This is a genomic window from Streptomyces sp. NPDC019937, from assembly GCF_040631655.1.
Taxonomy (GTDB): Bacteria; Actinomycetota; Actinomycetes; order Streptomycetales; family Streptomycetaceae; genus Streptomyces.
This window is the reverse complement of sequence record NZ_JBEYAL010000024.1, coordinates 127,890-145,509: the sequence shown is the minus strand read 5'-3', so window position 1 is coordinate 145,509 and position 17,620 is coordinate 127,890. Positions and strand designations below refer to the sequence as shown.

Annotated in this window: 11 protein-coding genes and 1 pseudogene; 9 read left to right on the top strand and 3 right to left on the bottom strand. The window is 71.5% G+C overall.

The genetic code is table 11. The features are described 5' to 3' along the window. Both ABZ562_RS24445 and ABZ562_RS24440 read left to right on the top strand, forming a co-directional pair. Positions 1-1,226, top strand: a pseudogene (locus ABZ562_RS24445) (export associated protein); the annotation flags it as partial. A gap of 293 nt (positions 1,227-1,519) precedes the next feature. Further along, entirely contained in the window at positions 1,520-2,524 is a 1,005-nt protein-coding gene (locus ABZ562_RS24440) for a TerC family protein (RefSeq protein ID WP_361483428.1), read from the top strand. A gap of 89 nt (positions 2,525-2,613) precedes the next feature. Here ABZ562_RS24440 and ABZ562_RS24435 read toward each other — a convergent pair whose 3' ends face one another. Next, entirely contained in the window at positions 2,614-3,270 is a 657-nt protein-coding gene (locus ABZ562_RS24435; RefSeq protein ID WP_361483425.1) for an MBL fold metallo-hydrolase, read from the bottom strand. 321 nt (positions 3,271-3,591) lie between these two features. Here ABZ562_RS24435 and uvrA point away from each other — a divergent pair, with 321 nt between their 5' ends. After that, a complete protein-coding gene (gene uvrA, locus ABZ562_RS24430) occupies positions 3,592-6,612 on the top strand; it encodes an excinuclease ABC subunit UvrA (protein WP_361483422.1) in 3,021 nt (1,006 codons plus the stop codon). A gap of 53 nt (positions 6,613-6,665) precedes the next feature. On the opposite strand, the gene ABZ562_RS24425 is transcribed toward uvrA, so the two are convergent. Together ABZ562_RS24425 and ABZ562_RS24420 are read right to left on the bottom strand one after the other, a co-directional pair. Beyond that, a complete protein-coding gene (locus ABZ562_RS24425; RefSeq protein ID WP_361483419.1) occupies positions 6,666-7,631 on the bottom strand; it encodes a carbohydrate kinase in 966 nt (321 codons plus the stop codon). Then, positions 7,628-8,695 (bottom strand): LacI family DNA-binding transcriptional regulator, encoded by a 1,068-nt coding sequence (locus tag ABZ562_RS24420; RefSeq protein ID WP_361483417.1) that lies wholly within the window; start codon positions 8,693-8,695, stop codon positions 7,628-7,630. The genes ABZ562_RS24425 and ABZ562_RS24420 overlap by 4 nt, the downstream gene beginning before the upstream one ends. Before the next feature lie 202 nt (positions 8,696-8,897). Here ABZ562_RS24420 and ABZ562_RS24415 point away from each other — a divergent pair, with 202 nt between their 5' ends. From ABZ562_RS24415 to ABZ562_RS24390, 6 genes are all read left to right on the top strand, one after another. Then, the gene (locus ABZ562_RS24415) at positions 8,898-9,323 is read left to right on the top strand and encodes a Rieske (2Fe-2S) protein (RefSeq protein WP_361483414.1); all 426 of its coding nucleotides are present in this window, start codon (positions 8,898-8,900) and stop codon (positions 9,321-9,323) included. Positions 9,324-9,363: 40 nt separating this feature from the next. Further along, a complete protein-coding gene (uvrC, locus tag ABZ562_RS24410) occupies positions 9,364-11,487 on the top strand; it encodes an excinuclease ABC subunit UvrC (RefSeq protein WP_361483411.1) in 2,124 nt (707 codons plus the stop codon). Continuing rightward, positions 11,484-12,419, top strand: a complete 936-nt coding sequence (rapZ, locus tag ABZ562_RS24405) for an RNase adapter RapZ (protein ID WP_199831033.1) — start codon at positions 11,484-11,486, stop codon at positions 12,417-12,419. Before uvrC ends, rapZ begins: the two co-directional genes overlap by 4 nt. Beyond that, on the top strand, positions 12,416-13,435 hold the full coding sequence (gene yvcK / locus ABZ562_RS24400; protein ID WP_361483408.1) for a uridine diphosphate-N-acetylglucosamine-binding protein YvcK: 1,020 nt from the start codon (positions 12,416-12,418) through the stop codon (positions 13,433-13,435). The genes rapZ and yvcK overlap by 4 nt, the downstream gene beginning before the upstream one ends. Then, positions 13,426-14,415 carry a DNA-binding protein WhiA gene (whiA, locus tag ABZ562_RS24395; RefSeq protein WP_055554275.1) on the top strand — a complete coding sequence of 330 codons (990 nt, stop codon included), beginning with the start codon at positions 13,426-13,428 and terminating at the stop codon, positions 14,413-14,415. The genes yvcK and whiA overlap by 10 nt, the downstream gene beginning before the upstream one ends. Positions 14,416-14,596: 181 nt before the next feature. Then, a complete protein-coding gene (locus ABZ562_RS24390; RefSeq protein ID WP_361483405.1) occupies positions 14,597-17,551 on the top strand; it encodes a M14 family zinc carboxypeptidase in 2,955 nt (984 codons plus the stop codon). The last annotated feature ends 69 nt before the right edge of the window (positions 17,552-17,620 follow it).

The following is a 17,620-nucleotide window of genomic DNA, read 5'->3' as shown; positions in this document are numbered from 1 at the left end:
GGGGGGGGTTCGACTCCGGGCCCCCCCGGCGCCGTACCGCCGCGCCGCCCACGCCCCCGCCCACCGCGCCGCCCGCCCCGCCCGGGGAGCCCGCGCGGCCCGTCGCGGGTGACGCCTCCGGCTGGACCATGGACGAGCGGCTCTACAATCAGGTCTGGGGCATGTTCGAGGACCTGGCCCGCACCGCGGCCGCCTATCGCAGCGCCGTCGACTTCGCCGAATCCCGGATGGAGCAGGAGCTGGACAAGGTGCTCTCCGACCCCCGCACCCGGGTCGGTCCCGCGGCCGACGCCGCCCGTGCGCAGGCCCGCGCCAAGCAGGCCGGTCTGGTCGAGCAGGCCCGGGCCGCCCTCGACCGCGACCTGGCGCAGCTGGCCGCCGAGTCCGAGGTGGTCGAGCCCGCGCTGCCGCCCGCGTACGCCCGCTGGGACAGTCCGGTCTGGCAGGGCTACCAGGTGCCGATGGAGATCCCGATGGCACTGCGCCTGGGGGATCTGTACCTTCCGGAGCGCACCGATCTGCGCATCCCCATGCTGGTGCGGCTGCCGCTGGAGCGCGGTCTGTGGATCGACGCGGGGCGCACCGGCTCTGCCCGCGGCGCGCTGCTGGACTCCGGTGAGCTGCGCAGGCTGGCCGCCGAGACGGCGGTGGCGCACGCGGCGCGGCTGCTGGCGGTGTATCCGGTGGACGAGTTCGCGGTGCGGGTGATCGACCCGGCGGGGGCGGCCGCGGCGTCGCTGGCTCCGCTGCTGTCGTCCGGTGCGCTGCGTGAGCCGCCCGCGGCCGGGGCGGCGGGGGTGTCCTCGGTGCTCGCCGCACTGACCCGGCGCGTCGACCTGGTGCAGATGGCGATCCGCAGCGGGGCCACCGACGCGCTGCCGCCCGACCTGGACCTCGCCCAGCAGCTGCTGATCGTCCACGACTTCCCGCACGGCTTCGACGACCGGGCCGTGACCCAGCTGCGCTATCTCGCGGACGAGGGGCCCTCGGCCGGGGTGCATCTGATGATGGTCGCCGACCGGGAGGACGCGCAGGCGTACGGGCCGGTGCTGGACCCGCTGTGGCGCTCGCTGCTGCGGATCACTCCGGTCGCCGACGATCACCTCGCCGATCCCTGGGTCGGCCACGCCTGGACGTACGAGCCGTCGCTGGTCCCGGCCGGCAGCGAGGTGCTGCGGCAGGTGCTGGATCAGGTGGGGCGGGCCCGGCAGGCGTACGGACGCTGAGCACGAAGATCGTCTGCGTCCGATCGAAGATCACCCAGCGTCCTTCACCCCGTCAGAACCCAGCCTGAGCTGGGTATTTGCCTTTCTCTTTACTCTTTCATGGGTTTTCCTGTACTCTTCTTTACGCGGAGGGGAGTACTCCTTAGCGGTGTTCCCGTCACCACGGGTCGCGCCCGAGCACCTTGAGTCGGGTCGGGCGCGATCCCGGGGCACCGGTCCGTGGCGCGAGCCCGGGCGGAAGAGACCTCCGGCAGCGACGACGCTGAAATTGCCGTACGAATGCCGGAGGATCCGTGGACGTTTCCGTGGCCATGTGGGGGCTGACGATTGTCGGTCTCTGCGCCCTTATCGCCGTCGACTTCTTCATCGGCGGCCGCAAGCCGCATGAGGTCTCCCTCAAGGAGGCCGGTACCTGGACCGCCGTCTGGATGGCTCTCGCCGGGCTCTTCGGGCTCGGGCTGCTGGTCTTCGCGGGCGGCCAGCCCTCCGGCGAGTTCTTCGCGGGCTTCATCACCGAGAAGTCGCTGAGCGTCGACAACCTCTTCGTCTTCGTCCTGATCATGGCGAAGTTCTCGGTGCCGACGATCTACCAGCAGCGGGTGCTGATGGTGGGTGTGCTGATCGCGCTCGTGCTGCGCGCGGTCTTCATCGCCGCCGGTGCCGCGATCATCGCGAACTTCGCCTGGGTCTTCTACATCTTCGGCGCCTTCCTCATCTGGACCGCCTGGAAGCTCATCCAGGAGGCCCGCGCCGGTGAGGAGGAAGAGGAGTTCGAGGAGAACCGCCTGCTCAAGGCGGTCGAGAAGCGCTTCCCGTCCACCGATCAGTACCACGGCACCAAGCTGTTCATCATGGAGAACGGCAAGCGGCTGATGACGCCGATGCTGATCGTCATGCTGGCGATCGGCACCACGGACGTCCTCTTCGCGCTGGACTCCATACCCGCGATCTTCGGCCTGACCCAGGACCCGTACATCGTGTTCACCGCCAACGCCTTCGCGCTGATGGGTCTGCGCCAGCTGTACTTCCTGATCGGCGGGCTGCTGAAGAAGCTGGTCCACCTGTCGTACGGACTGTCGGTCATCCTCGGCTTCATCGGCGTCAAGCTGGTGCTGCACGCCCTGCACGAGTCCGGGGTGCACGTCCCGCAGATCTCCATACCGGTGTCGCTGGGCGTGATCTGCGCGGTGCTCGCGATCACGACGATCACCAGCCTCTACGCGTCGAAGAAGCAGGCGCTGGCGGAGGCGGAGGCCGAGGAGGGCCGGGCGCGGGACAGGGACGGCGCCGACGTCTGACGCCCGCCCCCACGGCCGACCGTCCGCTTGCCGGATGGTCGGCCGTCGGCGTCGTGGTGCGGGCGCGGAGGGGGTGCCGCCGGCCGGTGCTACCAGCCGCGCTCGCGCCATTCGGCGAGGTGCGGGCGCTCGGCGCCGAGGGTGGTGTCGTCGCCGTGGCCGGGGTAGACCCAGGTCTCGTCCGGGAGCCGGTCGAAGAGCTTGGTCTCGACGTCGTTGATCAGGCTCTCGAACGCCTCGGGGTCCTTCCAGGTGTTGCCGACGCCGCCGGGGAAGAGGCAGTCGCCGGTGAACACGTGCGGATGGCCGTGCGGGTCGTCGTAGATCAGGGCGATGCTGCCCGGGGTGTGGCCCACCAGATGGCGGGCGGTCAGCTCGACCCGGCCGACCCGCACCGTGTCGCCGTCCTCGACCGCCACATCGGTGGGCACCGGGATGCCCTCGGCGTCGTACCGGCCCGCCAGGGTGCGGGCACCGGTGGCGTCCACCACCTCGCGCAGCGCGTTCCAGTGGTCCTGGTGGCGGTGGGTGGTGACGACGGACGCGATGCCGCTCTCGCCGATCAGTGACAGCAGGGTGTGCGGATCGGCGGCCGCGTCGATCAGCAGCTGCTCATCGGTGGCCCGGCAGCGCAGCAGATACGCGTTGTTGTTCATGGGGCCGACCGCGACCTTCGAGATCATCAGATCGGGCAGTTCGTGCACGTCCGCCGGTCCGCCGACCGTCACCACTCCGCTGTAGGTCATGACCTCACCCTAGCGCCGGGAGACCGGGCGGCGTGGGCTCGGGGGCGAGGGGGCGGACGGGGAATACCAGGGGCGTGATGCGCCTTTTATCCCGTAGCACCCGCCACACGATCGGGTGAACCAGGCACGCTGGTCCCGCAAATCGAATGTGCGTGCTATAGGCTCGGTGTGCTGCATCCTTAAGACATCGCCGTGGCGCCCCCATACCCTGGGTCGGGGGCTTCGCTCCGCTCCGTCCTGTCCGTCGGGAGATCCGTCGGGGAGGGGATTCGGGAGCGGGCCCGGCGCACCCGCCTCTCCTCAAGAAAGGTGCCGACCGGCGTGGCCGACCGTCTCATCGTCCGTGGGGCTCGCGAGCACAACCTGAAGAACGTCTCGCTCGACCTCCCTCGCGACTCCCTCATCGTCTTCACCGGGCTGTCCGGGTCGGGCAAGTCGTCCCTCGCGTTCGACACGATCTTCGCCGAGGGGCAGCGCCGCTACGTCGAGTCGCTCTCCTCCTACGCCCGGCAGTTCCTGGGCCAGATGGACAAGCCCGATGTGGACTTCATCGAGGGCCTGTCCCCGGCGGTGTCGATCGACCAGAAGTCGACGTCCCGCAACCCGCGCTCGACCGTCGGCACCATCACCGAGGTCTACGACTACCTCCGGCTGCTGTTCGCGCGCATCGGCAAGCCGCACTGCCCGGAGTGCGGGCGCCCGATCGCCCGCCAGTCGCCGCAGGCGATCGTGGACCGGGTGCTGGAGCTGCCCGAGGGCAGCCGCTTCCAGGTGCTCTCCCCGCTGGTGCGCGAGCGCAAGGGGGAGTTCGTCGACCTCTTCTCCGATCTGCAGACCAAGGGCTACAGCCGGGCCCGGGTGGACGGCACGACGATCCAGCTGTCCGACCCGCCGAAGCTGAAGAAGCAGGAGAAGCACACCATCGAGGTGGTCGTGGACCGCCTCACCGTCAAGGACAGCGCCAAGCGGCGGCTGACCGACTCGGTGGAGACCGCGCTCGGCCTCTCCGGCGGCATGATCATCCTGGACTTCGTGGATCTCGACGAGGACGATCCGCAGCGCGAGCGGATGTTCTCCGAGCACCTCTACTGCCCGTACGACGACCTGTCCTTCGAGGAGCTGGAGCCGCGTTCCTTCTCCTTCAACTCGCCGTTCGGCGCCTGCCCGGAGTGCACCGGGATCGGCACCCGGATGGAGGTAGACCCGGAGCTGATCGTTCCGGACGAGGAGAAGTCGCTCGACGAGGGCGCCATCCACCCCTGGTCCCACGGCCACACCAAGGACTACTTCGGGCGGCTGGTCGGCGCGCTCGCCGACGCGCTCGGCTTCCGCACGGACATCCCCTGGGCGGGGCTTCCGCAGCGGGCCAAGAAGGCCCTGCTGAACGGGCACCGCACCCAGATCGACGTCCGCTACCGCAATCGCTACGGCCGCCAGCGCGCGTACACCACCGCGTTCGAGGGCGCGGTGCCCTTCGTCAAGCGGCGCCACTCGGAGGCGGAGAGCGACAGCAGCCGGGAGCGGTTCGAGGGCTATATGCGCGAGGTGCCCTGCCCCACGTGTGAGGGCACTCGCCTCAAGCCGATCGTCCTCGCGGTCACCGTGCAGGAGCGGTCCATCGCGGACGTCTCCGCGATGTCGATCAGCGAATGCGCCGAGTTCCTGCGGAACATGGAGCTGACCGCCCGCGAGAAGACCATCGCCGAGCGCGTCCTCAAGGAGGTCAACGAGCGGCTGCGGTTCCTGGTCGACGTCGGCCTGGACTATCTCTCGCTCAACCGGGCGGCGGGCACGCTGTCCGGCGGGGAGGCCCAGCGCATCCGGCTGGCCACCCAGATCGGCTCCGGTCTGGTCGGCGTGCTGTACGTGCTGGACGAGCCGTCGATCGGCCTGCACCAGCGGGACAACCACCGGCTGATCGAGACGCTGGTGCGGCTGCGCGACCTCGGCAACACCCTGATCGTCGTCGAGCACGACGAGGACACCATCAAGACCTCGGACTGGGTGGTGGACATCGGCCCGGGCGCGGGTGAGCACGGCGGCAAGGTGGTGCACAGCGGCCCGCTGAGCGAGCTGCTGGTCAACGAGGAGTCGGCGACCGGTCACTATCTGTCGGGCAAGAAGGTCATCCCGCTGCCGCGGGCACGGCGTCCCATGGACCAGGCGCGGCAGCTGACGGTGCACGGCGCCCGGGAGAACAACCTCCAGGACATCGATGTGTCCTTCCCGCTCGGCGTGCTCACCGCCGTCACCGGTGTCTCCGGGTCCGGCAAGTCCACGCTGGTCAACGACATCCTCTACACCCATCTGGCCCGCGAGCTGAACGGGGCGAAGACGGTCCCCGGGCGGCACACCCGGGTCGCCGGCGACGACCTGGTCGACAAGGTGGTCCATGTCGACCAGTCGCCCATCGGCCGTACGCCGCGGTCCAACCCGGCCACGTACACCGGGGTCTTCGACCACGTCCGCAAGCTGTTCGCCGAGACGATGGAGGCGAAGGTGCGCGGCTATATGCCCGGGCGCTTCTCCTTCAACGTCAAGGGCGGCCGCTGCGAGAACTGCTCCGGTGACGGCACCATCAAGATCGAGATGAACTTCCTGCCGGATGTGTATGTGCCGTGCGAGGTCTGCCACGGCGCGCGCTACAACCGGGAGACCCTGGAGGTGCACTACAAGGGCAAGTCCATCGCCGAGGTGCTGGACATGCCCATCGAGGAGGCGCTGGACTTCTTCGAGGCGGTGCCGACGATCGCCCGCCATCTGCGCACCCTCAACGAGGTCGGCCTGGGGTATGTGCGGCTCGGCCAGCCCGCGCCGACCCTCTCCGGTGGTGAGGCGCAGCGGGTCAAGCTGGCGAGCGAGCTGCAGAAGCGGTCCACCGGGCGGACGGTCTATGTGCTGGACGAGCCGACCACCGGTCTGCACTTCGAGGACATCAACAAGCTGATCAACGTGCTGTCCGGACTGGTCGACAAGGGCAACACGGTGATCGTCATCGAGCACAACCTCGATGTGATCAAGACGGCGGACTGGGTCGTCGACATGGGCCCGGAGGGCGGCAGCGGCGGCGGTCTGGTCATCGCCGAGGGCACCCCGGAGGAGGTGGCCTCGGTCCCGACCAGCCACACCGGAAAGTTCCTGCGGGACATGCTGGGCGAGCGGGTGAGCGACGCGACGGTGCCGGCGGCCCGCACCGGCGGCGGCACGAAGGCGACCGCCAAGAAGACCCCCGCAAAGGCGGCGGCCAAGAAGAGCGCCGCGAAGAAGACGGCGGCCAAGAAGACGGCGGCCAAGAAGACGGCGGCCAAGAAGACCGCTTCGAAGCGGACAGCCGGTAAGTGAAGCCGCGGTGCGCCGCGCCCGGTCCGGGTGCGGCGCACCGCGTGCTGATGCGCTCAGGCCAGCTCGGCGGCGTACGGAGGTTCGGCGCCCGCCCGGGAGCAGGTGATCGCGGCGGCGCGGGCGGCGAAGCCCAGGACGTCCCGCCAGGCCGCCTCGCCCAGCTTGGCCACCGCGGGCGCCGACAGCGCGTCATGCGCCGCCAGCCGGTGCAGCAGCGCGGCGTTCACGGTGTCGCCCGCACCGATGGTGTCCACGATCTCCACCCGCTCCCCGGGCACGGACCAGCGGGATCCGTCCTGGCACAGCACGCTCAGCCCGTCCCCGCCCAGGGTGCAGACCACGGCCGCCGGTCCGGCCGCCGCCCACTCCCGTATCGCCGCCTCGACGGCCTCGTCGGACTCCGCCGGGTCGTCCCCGGAACCGGCCAGCCAGCGCGCGTCCTCGACCGACAGCTTGAGCAGCCCGACATACGGCAGCCAGCCGCGGAAGCGGGCCCGGTAGGCGTCCGCGTCGGAGATGAGCCCGGTGCGGATGTTGGGGTCGAGGGCGGTGAAGACGCCGCGCCCGGCCTCGCGCCGCAGCAGCGCCTCGTACGCGCTCGCGCCCGGCTCCAGCACCAGCGAACAGGTCCCCAGCGACAGCGCGGTGGTCCCCTCGGGCAGGGCCGGGGGCAGCTCGAAGAGCCGGTCCGCGGTGCCCTGCACATAGAAGCCGAAGCCCGCCGACCCATCGGCGCCGATCGACGCGACGGCGAGGGTGGTGGGCTCCGGGCCGCGCTGCACCAGGGCGGTGTCCACCCCGTCCTGGTGCAGCCGGGACAGCAGCGCCTCGCCGAAGCCGTCCGTGGAGACCCGTGAGCAGAACGCGGTCGGCACGCCGAGCCGCCCCAGCGCCATCGCGGTGTTGTAGGGGCCGCCGCCGCGTGCGGGACGCAGCGCGGGCAGCTCGTCGCCCGTCGCGGCGGGGACCGCGCGGTCGGGCACGAGGTCGATCAGGGCTTCTCCGGCGACGACGATCACGGGACGGGGTCCTTTCCTGGGGGCGAGGGGCGGCCGGCGGTTTCGGGCGCGGGTTCGGGGGCGCAGCCGCAGGACGTGCGGTGGACGAAGGCGCAGGGCAGTCGCACGGTGCGCGGCGGCCGTTCCGGATGCTCCAGCCGGTCCAGCAGCAGCCGGACCGCGGTGCTGCCGATCTCCCGGCTGGGCTGGGAGATCGCGGTGAGCCCGGGGGAGAAGACATCGGCCCAGGAGAAGTCGTCGAAGCAGGCGAGCGCCAGATCGTGCGGCACGGTGCGGCCCGCCGCCCGCAGGGCGCGCAGCGCGCCGATCGTCATCGCGTTGTTGGCGGTGACGATCGCGGTGGGCGGCTCGTCGGAGGCCAGCAACCGGTGGGTGGCGTCCTCCGCGCCGCGTGCCTCGGAGTGGCCGTCCGCCAGCAGCCCGGGGTCGAACGCCAGGCCGCTGTGGTGCAGTCCGGTGCGGTAGCCGTCGATCCGCTCGACCGTGGTGCTCAGCCCCGGCAGACCCGCGACCATGCCGATGCGGGTGTGGCCCAGCTCGGCGAGGTGGCGCACCAGTTGTTCGAGGTGGAACGCGTTCTCGGCGCCGACCTGGTCGTACGGATGGTCGTGCCGGCCGCCGATCAGCCGGTCGAGGAAGACGCACGGGACCCCGCGCCGGGTCAGATAGCCGATCAGCTCGGCGGGCTCGGCGGACGGTGCGACGATCACTCCGTCCACCCGCCGTTCGTGGAGCAGCTGGACGACCTTCCGCTCATGGGCCGGGTCGTCGTGCGGATCGGCGATCAGCAGGCTGTAGCCGTGTTCGAGGGCGCCGGCCTCGACGCCCTGCAGGATCTCGGTGAAGTACGGATTACTGATCGCCGAGACGGCCAGCCCGATCGAGCGGGTGCGGGCGGTGACGAGGGAGCGGGCGAGCGTGTTGGGGGTGTAGCCGAGGTCGTCGATGGCGTCCAGGACGGCCTGGCGGGTGTCCGGGCGCACCCGGCGGGTCTCGTTGACCACGTGCGAGACGGTGGCCACGGAGACGCCCGCGCGCCGGGCCACATCGACCATGGTCGCCATCCGCCCGCCCCTCTCCTCGGTGTGCCGGCTCTTCTCGGCGTGCTGCGGGAACGTGGGCGAACGTATCGCATCGGCGACCGCGCGTAAACGCTTGCGCAAGCGTTTACGCGCGCCCTGGGACCGCCCGCGAACGGACCGATCCGTACCGGTATCGTCGTATGGCGGCACCAACGCGTACCGCCCTGCCCCCCGTGGAGGCCCCATGACCGGTCAGCCCGCCTCCCGACGAACCGTGCTGTGCGGAGCGGCGCTGGCCGGAGCCGCCGGGCTCGGGTCGGCGGCCTGCTCACCGGCGGGATCGGGCAGGAAGGCGTCCCCGACCCCCACCGCCCCCGTCGACCTCGGCGCGGCCGACGCCGTCCCGGCCGGGGGCGCGAAGATCTACCGCGAGGACCGGGTGGTCGTCTCCCGGACCGCAGAGGGCCGCTACACCGCGTTCAGCGCGGTCTGCACCCACCGGGGCTGCGTCGTGGACTCCGTCGAGGACGGAAAGATCAGCTGCCCCTGCCACGGCAGCGTCTTCGACGCCCGCACCGGCAAGGTCCTCCAGGGGCCCGCCACCGCCCCGCTGCCGTCCGTGCCGGTCAGGACGAAGGGCGGAAAGCTCGTCGCGGGGCCGGACGCCTGAGACCCCGGAACTGTCACCGTCCGCCAGTAGGGTGGTGACCATGGCCGACCCGAGCAGCTACCGCCCCAAGCCGGGACAGATCCCCGAGTCGCCGGGGGTCTACAAGTTCCGTGACGAGCACGGCCGGGTGATCTACGTCGGAAAGGCGAAGAGCCTGCGCCAGCGGCTCTCGTCGTACTTCCAGGACCTGGCAAACCTTCACCCGCGCACCCGGACCATGGTCACCACGGCCGCCGCCGTCGAGTGGACCGTGGTCTCGACCGAGGTGGAGGCGCTGCAGCTCGAGTATTCGTGGATCAAGGAGTTCGATCCCCGGTTCAACGTCAAGTACCGCGACGACAAGAGCTATCCGTCGCTCGCCGTGACCCTGGGCGAGGAGTTCCCCCGGGTCCAGGTCATGCGCGGCCCCAAGAAGAAGGGCGTGCGCTACTTCGGTCCGTACGCACACGCCTGGGCGATCCGCGAGACCGTCGACCTGATGCTGCGGGTCTTCCCCGTGCGCACCTGCTCCGCCGGGGTGTTCAAGCGCTCCGCCCAGATCGGCCGCCCCTGTCTGCTCGGCTACATCGGCAAGTGCTCGGCCCCCTGCGTCGGCCGGGTCAGCGCCGAGGAGCACCGCGAACTCGCCGACGAGTTCTGCGACTTCATGGCCGGTCGCACCGGCACCTACATCCGCCGCCTCGAACAGCGGATGCGGGAGGCCGCGGAGGAGATGGAGTACGAGCGGGCCGCCCGGCTGCGCGACGACATAGGGGCGCTCAAGCGCGCCATGGAGAAGAACGCGGTCGTCCTCGCCGACGCGACCGATGCCGACTTGATAGCGGTCGCCGAGGACGAGCTGGAGGCCGCCGTCCAGATCTTCCACGTCCGCGGCGGCCGGGTGCGCGGCCAGCGCGGCTGGGTCACCGACAAGGTCGAGGCCGTCGACACGGCCGATCTGGTCGAGCACGCCCTGCAGCAGCTGTACGGGGAGGAGCGGGGCGACGCCGTGCCCAAGGAGGTCCTGGTGCCCGCCGTACCGGACCCGGCCGAGCCGGTCACCCAGTGGCTCAGCGAGCGCCGGGGCTCCCGGGTCGATCTGCGCATCCCGCAGCGCGGCGACAAGAAGGACCTGATGGCGACGGTCCAGCGCAACGCCCAGCAGGCGCTCGCGCTGCACAAGACCAGGCGCGCCTCCGACCTCACCACCCGCTCGCGCGCGCTGGAGGAGATCGCCGAGGCCCTCGGCCTGGACTCGGCGCCGCTGCGCATCGAGTGCTTCGACATCTCCCATCTCCAGGGCGATGACGTGGTGGCGTCCATGGTGGTCTTTGAAGACGGGCTGGCACGGAAGAGCGAGTACCGCCGCTTCCAGATCAAGAGCTTCGCGGGGCAGGACGACGTCCGCTCCATGCACGAGGTCGTCGGCCGCCGCTTCCGCCGCTATCTGCAGGAGAAGCAGAAGATGGGGGAGTGGGAGGAGACCGTGGAGCCCGCCCAGGAGGTGCCCGGCGAGCCCGCCCCGCAGGCCCCCGGCGAGCCCGCCCTGCAGGCCCCCGGCGAGGCCGCCCCGCAGCCCCCCGGCGAGCCCGACGAGGCCGTGGAGGGCGGCGGCAATCCCCTCGACGACGACGGAAGGCCCAAGCGGTTCGCGTATCCGCCCCAGCTCGTCGTGGTCGACGGCGGACAGCCGCAGGTCGCCGCCGCCAAGCGGGCGCTGGACGAGCTGGGCGTCGACGACGTGGCCGTCTGCGGCCTCGCCAAGCGGCTGGAGGAGGTCTGGCTGCCCGGCGACGACGACCCGGTGGTGCTGCCCCGCAGCAGCGAGGGGCTGTATCTGCTGCAGCGGGTCCGCGACGAGGCCCACCGGTTCGCCATCACCTACCAGCGCAGCAAGCGCGCCAAGTCGATGAAGACCGGGCCGCTGGACTCCGTACCCGGCCTCGGCGACAGCCGTAAGCAGGCCCTGCTCAAGCACTTCGGCTCCGTCAAGCGGTTGCGCGCCGCCACGGTCGAGCAGATATGCGAGGTGCCGGGCGTGGGCCGGAAGACGGCCGAGACCGTCGCGGCGGCGCTCGCCGGGGCGGCTCCGGCCGCCCCCGCGGTGAACACCGCCACAGGAGAGATCATTGAGGACGAGGCCGCAGCGTCGGCGCCGTCCGCGAACCGGGGGACGAGATCATGACAGAGCACGAGATCCACGGAGACGGAGCGCAGGTGAATACGGGCACGACGGGAGAGTCCGCCGAGGCGGCAGCCATTCCCGAGCTGGTGATCATCTCTGGCATGTCCGGCGCGGGCCGCAGTACCGCCGCCAAATGTCTGGAGGACCTCGGCTGGTTCGTGGTGGACAATCTGCCGCCCGCGCTGATCCCCACCATGGTGGACCTCGGCGCCCGCTCCCAGGGCAACGTGGCCCGCATCGCGGTGGTGGTGGACGTCCGCGGCCGCCGCTTCTTCGACAACCTCCGCGAATCCCTCGCGGACCTGGCCGCCAAGAACGTCAAGCGGCGCGTGCTGTTCCTGGAGGCGTCCGACGAGGCCCTGGTGCGCCGCTTCGAGTCCGTGCGCCGCCCGCACCCGCTGCAGGGCGACGGGCGGATCGTCGACGGCATCGCGGCCGAGCGCGATCTGCTGCGCGAGCTGCGCGGCGACGCCGACCTGGTGATCGACACCTCCAGCCTCAACGTGCACGAGCTGCGCGCCAAGATGGACGCCCAGTTCGCCGGTGAGGAGGAGCCGGAGCTGCGCGCCACCGTCATGTCCTTCGGCTACAAGTACGGGCTGCCCGTCGACGCCGACCTGGTGGTGGACTGCCGCTTCCTGCCCAATCCGCACTGGGTCCCCGAGCTGCGCCCGTTCACCGGGCTCAACGAGGAGGTGTCGGGCTATGTCTTCAACCAGCCCGGCGCCAAGGAGTTCCTGGACCGCTACGCCGAGCTGCTGCAGCTGATCGCCGCGGGCTACCGCCGCGAGGGCAAGCGCTATGTGACGATCGCCGTCGGCTGCACCGGCGGTAAGCACCGCAGCGTCGCGATGTCCGAGCGGCTGGCCGCCCGGCTCGGCGCCGAAGGGGTCGAGACCGTCATCGTCCACCGTGACATGGGGCGCGAGTGACGATCCGTAACGGGCGGCTGCGGCGGCTCGTCGGGCCCCGTACGGGCCGCAGCGCCCAGCCCAAGGTGGTCGCGCTCGGCGGCGGCATGGGCCTGTCCGCCTCGCTCGCCGCGCTGCGCCGGATCACCGGTGATCTGACCGCCGTGGTCACGGTGGCCGACGACGGCGGCTCCAGCGGGCGGCTGCGCGACGAGCTGGGGGTGCTGCCGCCCGGCGATCTGCGCAAGGCGCTGGCGGCCCTGTGCGGCGACGACGACTGGGGCCAGACGTGGGCCCGGGTCATCCAGCACCGTTTCATCAGCGAGGGGGAGCTGCACGGACACGCCGTCGGCAATGTGCTGATCGTCGCCCTCTGGGAGCAGCTGGGCGACCATGTGGCCGCGCTCGACCTGGTCGGCAAGCTGCTGGGCGCGCACGGCCGGGTGCTGCCGATGTCGGCGGTGCCGCTGGAGCTGCAGGCGTACGTCAAGGGCCATGACCCGGCGCGCCCGGACGAGGTGTCGACGGTCGCCGGGCAGGCCACCGTCGCCCTCACCCCCGGCGAGGTGCAGTCGGTGCACCTGGTGCCGAACGACCCGCCGGCGGTCCCCGAGGCGGTCGAGGCGGTGATGGACGCGGACTGGGTGGTGCTGGGCCCCGGGTCCTGGTTCTCCTCCGTCATCCCGCACCTCCTGGTGCCCGATCTGCTGCGGGCGCTCACCGACACCAAGGCCCGTCGGGTGCTCTCGCTGAATCTCGCGCCGCAGCCCGGCGAAACCGATGGCTTCTCCCCGCAGCGTCATTTGGAGGTTTTGGCCCGACACGCCCCTAAACTCGCCTTCGACGTGGTGCTGGCCGACGAGGCCGCCGTCCCCGACCAGAGCAGTCTGTGCGATGCCGCGAAGCGACTGGGCGGCACGGTCGAGCTGGCGCCGGTGGCCGCGACCGACGGTTCCCCGAAGCACGACCCGGAGCTACTGGCGGCCGCGTACGACCGTATTTTTCGGATGCATGGAAGGATCGGCCCATGGCGATGACGGCAGCGGTGAAGGACGAAATCTCCCGGCTCCCCGTCACCCGCACCTGCTGCCGGAAAGCGGAGGTCTCGGCGATCCTGCGGTTCGCGGGCGGCCTGCACCTGGTGAGCGGGCGCATCGTGATCGAGGCGGAGCTGGATACGGGCATCGCGGCCCGCAGGGTCCGCAAGGACATCCTGGAGATCTTCGGGCACTCCTCCGATCTGGTGGTGATGGCCCCCGGGGGCTTGCGCCGCGGCAGTCGGTACGTGGTGCGGGTGGTGGCGGGCGGTGATCAGCTGGCCCGCCAGACCGGTCTGGTCGACGGCCGCGGCCGGCCGATCCGCGGGCTGCCGCCGCAGGTCGTCTCCGGTGCCACCTGTGACGCCGAGGCCGCCTGGCGCGGGGCCTTCCTCGCCCACGGCTCGCTCACCGAGCCCGGCCGCTCGTCCTCCCTGGAGGTGACCTGCCCCGGTCCGGAGGCCGCGCTGGCGCTGGTCGGGGCCGCCCGCCGACTGCAGATCGCCGCGAAGGCGCGCGAGGTGCGCGGAGTGGACCGGGTCGTCGTCCGGGACGGTGATGCCATCGGCGCGCTGTTGACGCGGCTGGGGGCGCACGAGTCGGTGCTCGCCTGGGAGGAGCGGCGGATGCGCCGCGAGGTGCGGGCCACCGCCAACCGGCTGGCCAACTTCGACGACGCCAATCTGCGCCGCTCGGCCCGGGCCGCCGTCGCCGCGGGCGCGCGGGTGCAGCGCGCGCTGGAGATCCTGGGCGAGGAGGTGCCCGAGCACCTGGCCGCGGCCGGGCGGCTGCGCATGGAGCACAAGCAGGCCTCCCTGGAGGAGCTGGGCGCGCTGGCCGACCCGCCGCTGACCAAGGACGCCGTCGCCGGCCGTATCCGCAGACTGCTCGCCATGGCCGACAAGCGGGCCCAGGACCTGGGCATCCCGGGTACGGAGTCGACCCTGACCGACGAGATGGCCGAGGGCATGGTCGGCTGACCGGCCGCCGCGTCCCGCGCACCCCACGCCCCCGGTTCCCCGTGCGGAGCCGGGGGCGCGGTGCGTACAGATGGTCACATTGCCGGATCATCACCGCGAGCCGGTGTTGACATGGTCATGGGCCGACATGAGGCTTATGCGTCGGCGCACCCACACGTCGGAACGACAGTCAGGGGGGCTCATGAAGAGACGCACGGCGAGATCGATCCTCGCGGCGAGCGCGCTGTTACTGGGGGGACTGGCCGCCACACCCGCCGCCCACGCACGACCGGCGCCCGGCACCGTCGGCGAGGCGCTGTCCGTATGGACCGCCCAGGTCACCCGGGACCAGGTCCCGCTGCTGCTGAGGGCGGGCGTGGACGGGACGGAACTCGGCAGGCGGGTGCCCGGTAAGGGCACCCGCGCGGTCGAGCTGTATCTGACCGGCACTCAGGCCGCCGTCCTGCGCGGCCAGGGCGTCACGCTCACCGAGAAGAAGCTCTCGCCGGCGGCCCTGGGCCGCGTCGCGGCCGCGGGCGACGGTGTCTTCCGCCCGTACAGCGGCGACGGAGGGCTCCAGCGGGAGATCGTCGAAACCGGCCGGGCCCACCCCGGTCTCACCAAGGTGGTCAGCATCGGCAAGACCACCCAGGGCAAGGACATCCTCGCGCTCAAGCTCACCAAGGGCGCCGCCAAGAGCCGCGACGGCAGCAAGCCGTCGGTGCTGTACATGTCCAACCAGCACGCCCGTGAGTGGATCACCCCGGAGATGACCCGGCGGCTGATGCACTACTACCTGGACCGCTACGGAAAGGACGACCGCGTCACCCGGATCGTGGACCGCACCGAGCTGTGGTTCGTCCTCTCGGCCAATCCGGACGGGTACGACTACACCTTCAAGGGGCCCGAGACCCGGCAGTGGCGCAAGAACCTGCGGGACAACAACGGCGACGGCAGGATCACCCCGGGCGACGGCGTCGACCCCAACCGCAACTTCCCCTACAAGTGGGGCTACGACAACGAGGGCTCGTCCGCCGACCCGGCCGACGAGACCTACCGCGGCCCCGCCCCGGGCTCCGAGCCCGAGACCAAGGCGCTGGACCGCTTCGAAAAGCGCATCGGCTTCTCATACGGCATCAACTACCACTCGGCCGCCGAACTGCTGCTCTACGGCGTCGGCTGGCAGGTCGCCACCCCCACCCCGGACGACGTGCTCTACGAGGCGCTCGCCGGCACCCCCGAGCACTCCGCGATCCCCGGCTACCACCCTCAGGTGTCCTCGGAGCTGTACACCACCAACGGCGAGGCCGACGGCCACGCGGCCAACGTCAACGGGATGATGATGTTCACCCCGGAGATGTCGACCTGTCAGACCGCGTCCAATGCCGACCCCGACGACGCTTGGCAGCCGCGCGACTGCGCGTCCGTCTTCACGTTCCCGGACGACGAGAAGCTGATCCAGCAGGAGTTCGCCAAGAACATCCCCTTCGCGCTCTCCGTCGCCGAGACCGCCCGGCACCCCGACCAGCCGTCGTCGTCGGTCGGCATGACCGCGCCGGACTTCACCCCGGACGCCTTCACCACCTCCTACGCCCGCGGCGCCGCCCAGGACGTCGCCGTCACCGCCCGCAAGAGCGTGCGCGGCAAGCGGCTCGACTACCGGGTGAACGGCGGCCGGACCCACACCGCGTCCCTGCGGCCCTGGAAGGGCGGCGAGACCTACGGCGGCGAGGACAACCTCCGCTTCGACCAGTACCGGGCCGCGGTCAGGGGCGCGGACCCCGGCGACACGGTGAAGGTCTGGTTCACCGGCCGTACGAAGGGCGGCGCGCGGACGGCGAGCGAGCCGTTCACCTACACCGTCGCCGAGCGGCCCCGCGCCGACACCCTGGTGATCGCCGAGGAGGGCGGCGACGCCCCGGCCCGGCACACCGCCGTGTACACCGGCGCACTCGCCCGGAACGGCGTCAAGGCGGCCGTCTGGGACGTCGCGACCAGGGGAGCGCCGTCCGCGCTCGGGGTGCTCGGTCACTTCAGGACCGTGCTCTGGTACACCGGCGCCGGGAAGCCCGGCGGCGCCACCCTGCTCGCGGTGCGCGACTTCCTCAACGAGGGCGGCAAGCTGATCACCACCGGTGAGCAGGCGGGCGGCAGCTCGGTGGTCGGCCCGGCCGACACCGATGACTTCAGCCAGTACTACCTGGGCGCCGACGGCCGCATCACGGTGCAGTCGCCGCCCGCGTACCAGGGCGGCGGGGCGCTCGACGGCGCCTCCGCGGCGCTCGGCGACGCGCCCGGCAACCCCCTGGACGCCGCGGGCGCGTACACCGTGACCTCCGAGGTGCTGCCGCCGAAGGACTTCCCGCAGTTCGACAGCGCGGGCGCGGGCGCGTACTCCGGCGCACGCTCCCCGTACCAGCCCTACGAAGGCGAGTGGATGGCCGCCGCCGTCCACCGGAACAGCTCCTGGATGCGGCTGTCCCGCACCGTCGACCTGACCGGGGTGAGCGCCGCGGACAAGCCGGGCCTGACCTTCCGGCTCAGCTACGACACCGAGCCCGGCTACGACCATGTGATCGCGGAGGCGCACACCGCGGGCGCGGACGACTGGACCACGCTGCCCGACGCGAACGGCGGCAGTTCGGACCGGGTCCCGGCCGAATGCGAGGCGGGCTTCCTGCTGACCATGCACCCGTTCCTGAAGCACTACCTGACCGCCGCCGACGACGGCTGCCGGGCGAACGGCGGCACGGGCGCCTGGAACAGCTTCACGGGCTCCTCCGGCGGCTGGCGGCCGGTCTCCCTGGACCTCAGCCGCTACGCGGGCAAGAAGGTCGAACTGGCCCTTTCCTACGTCACCGACGCCAGCTCCGGCGGCCGCGGCGCGTTCGTCGACGGCACCGCGCTCGTCATCGGCGGCGACACGCGGGACGGCGAGGGCTTCGAGACCGCGCTCGGCCCCTGGTCGGTGCCGGGCCCGCCGGAGGGCAGCCCCGGCAACGCGGCGGACTGGACGCGGTCCAAGGAGCTGTTCCGGGCCGTGGCCGCGGTCACCACCCGGGACACCGTGCTGCTCGGCTTCGGCCTGGAACACGTTCGCGACGCCGCCCAGCGCGCGAAGCTCGTGGGGGGCGCGCTGCGTGCCCTGCGCCGTTGACAGAGGGTGACGAATCGTGACTCAATCGGTGGCCCATGCCCCTTTCCGGGGGTCTTTGGGCCACCGACG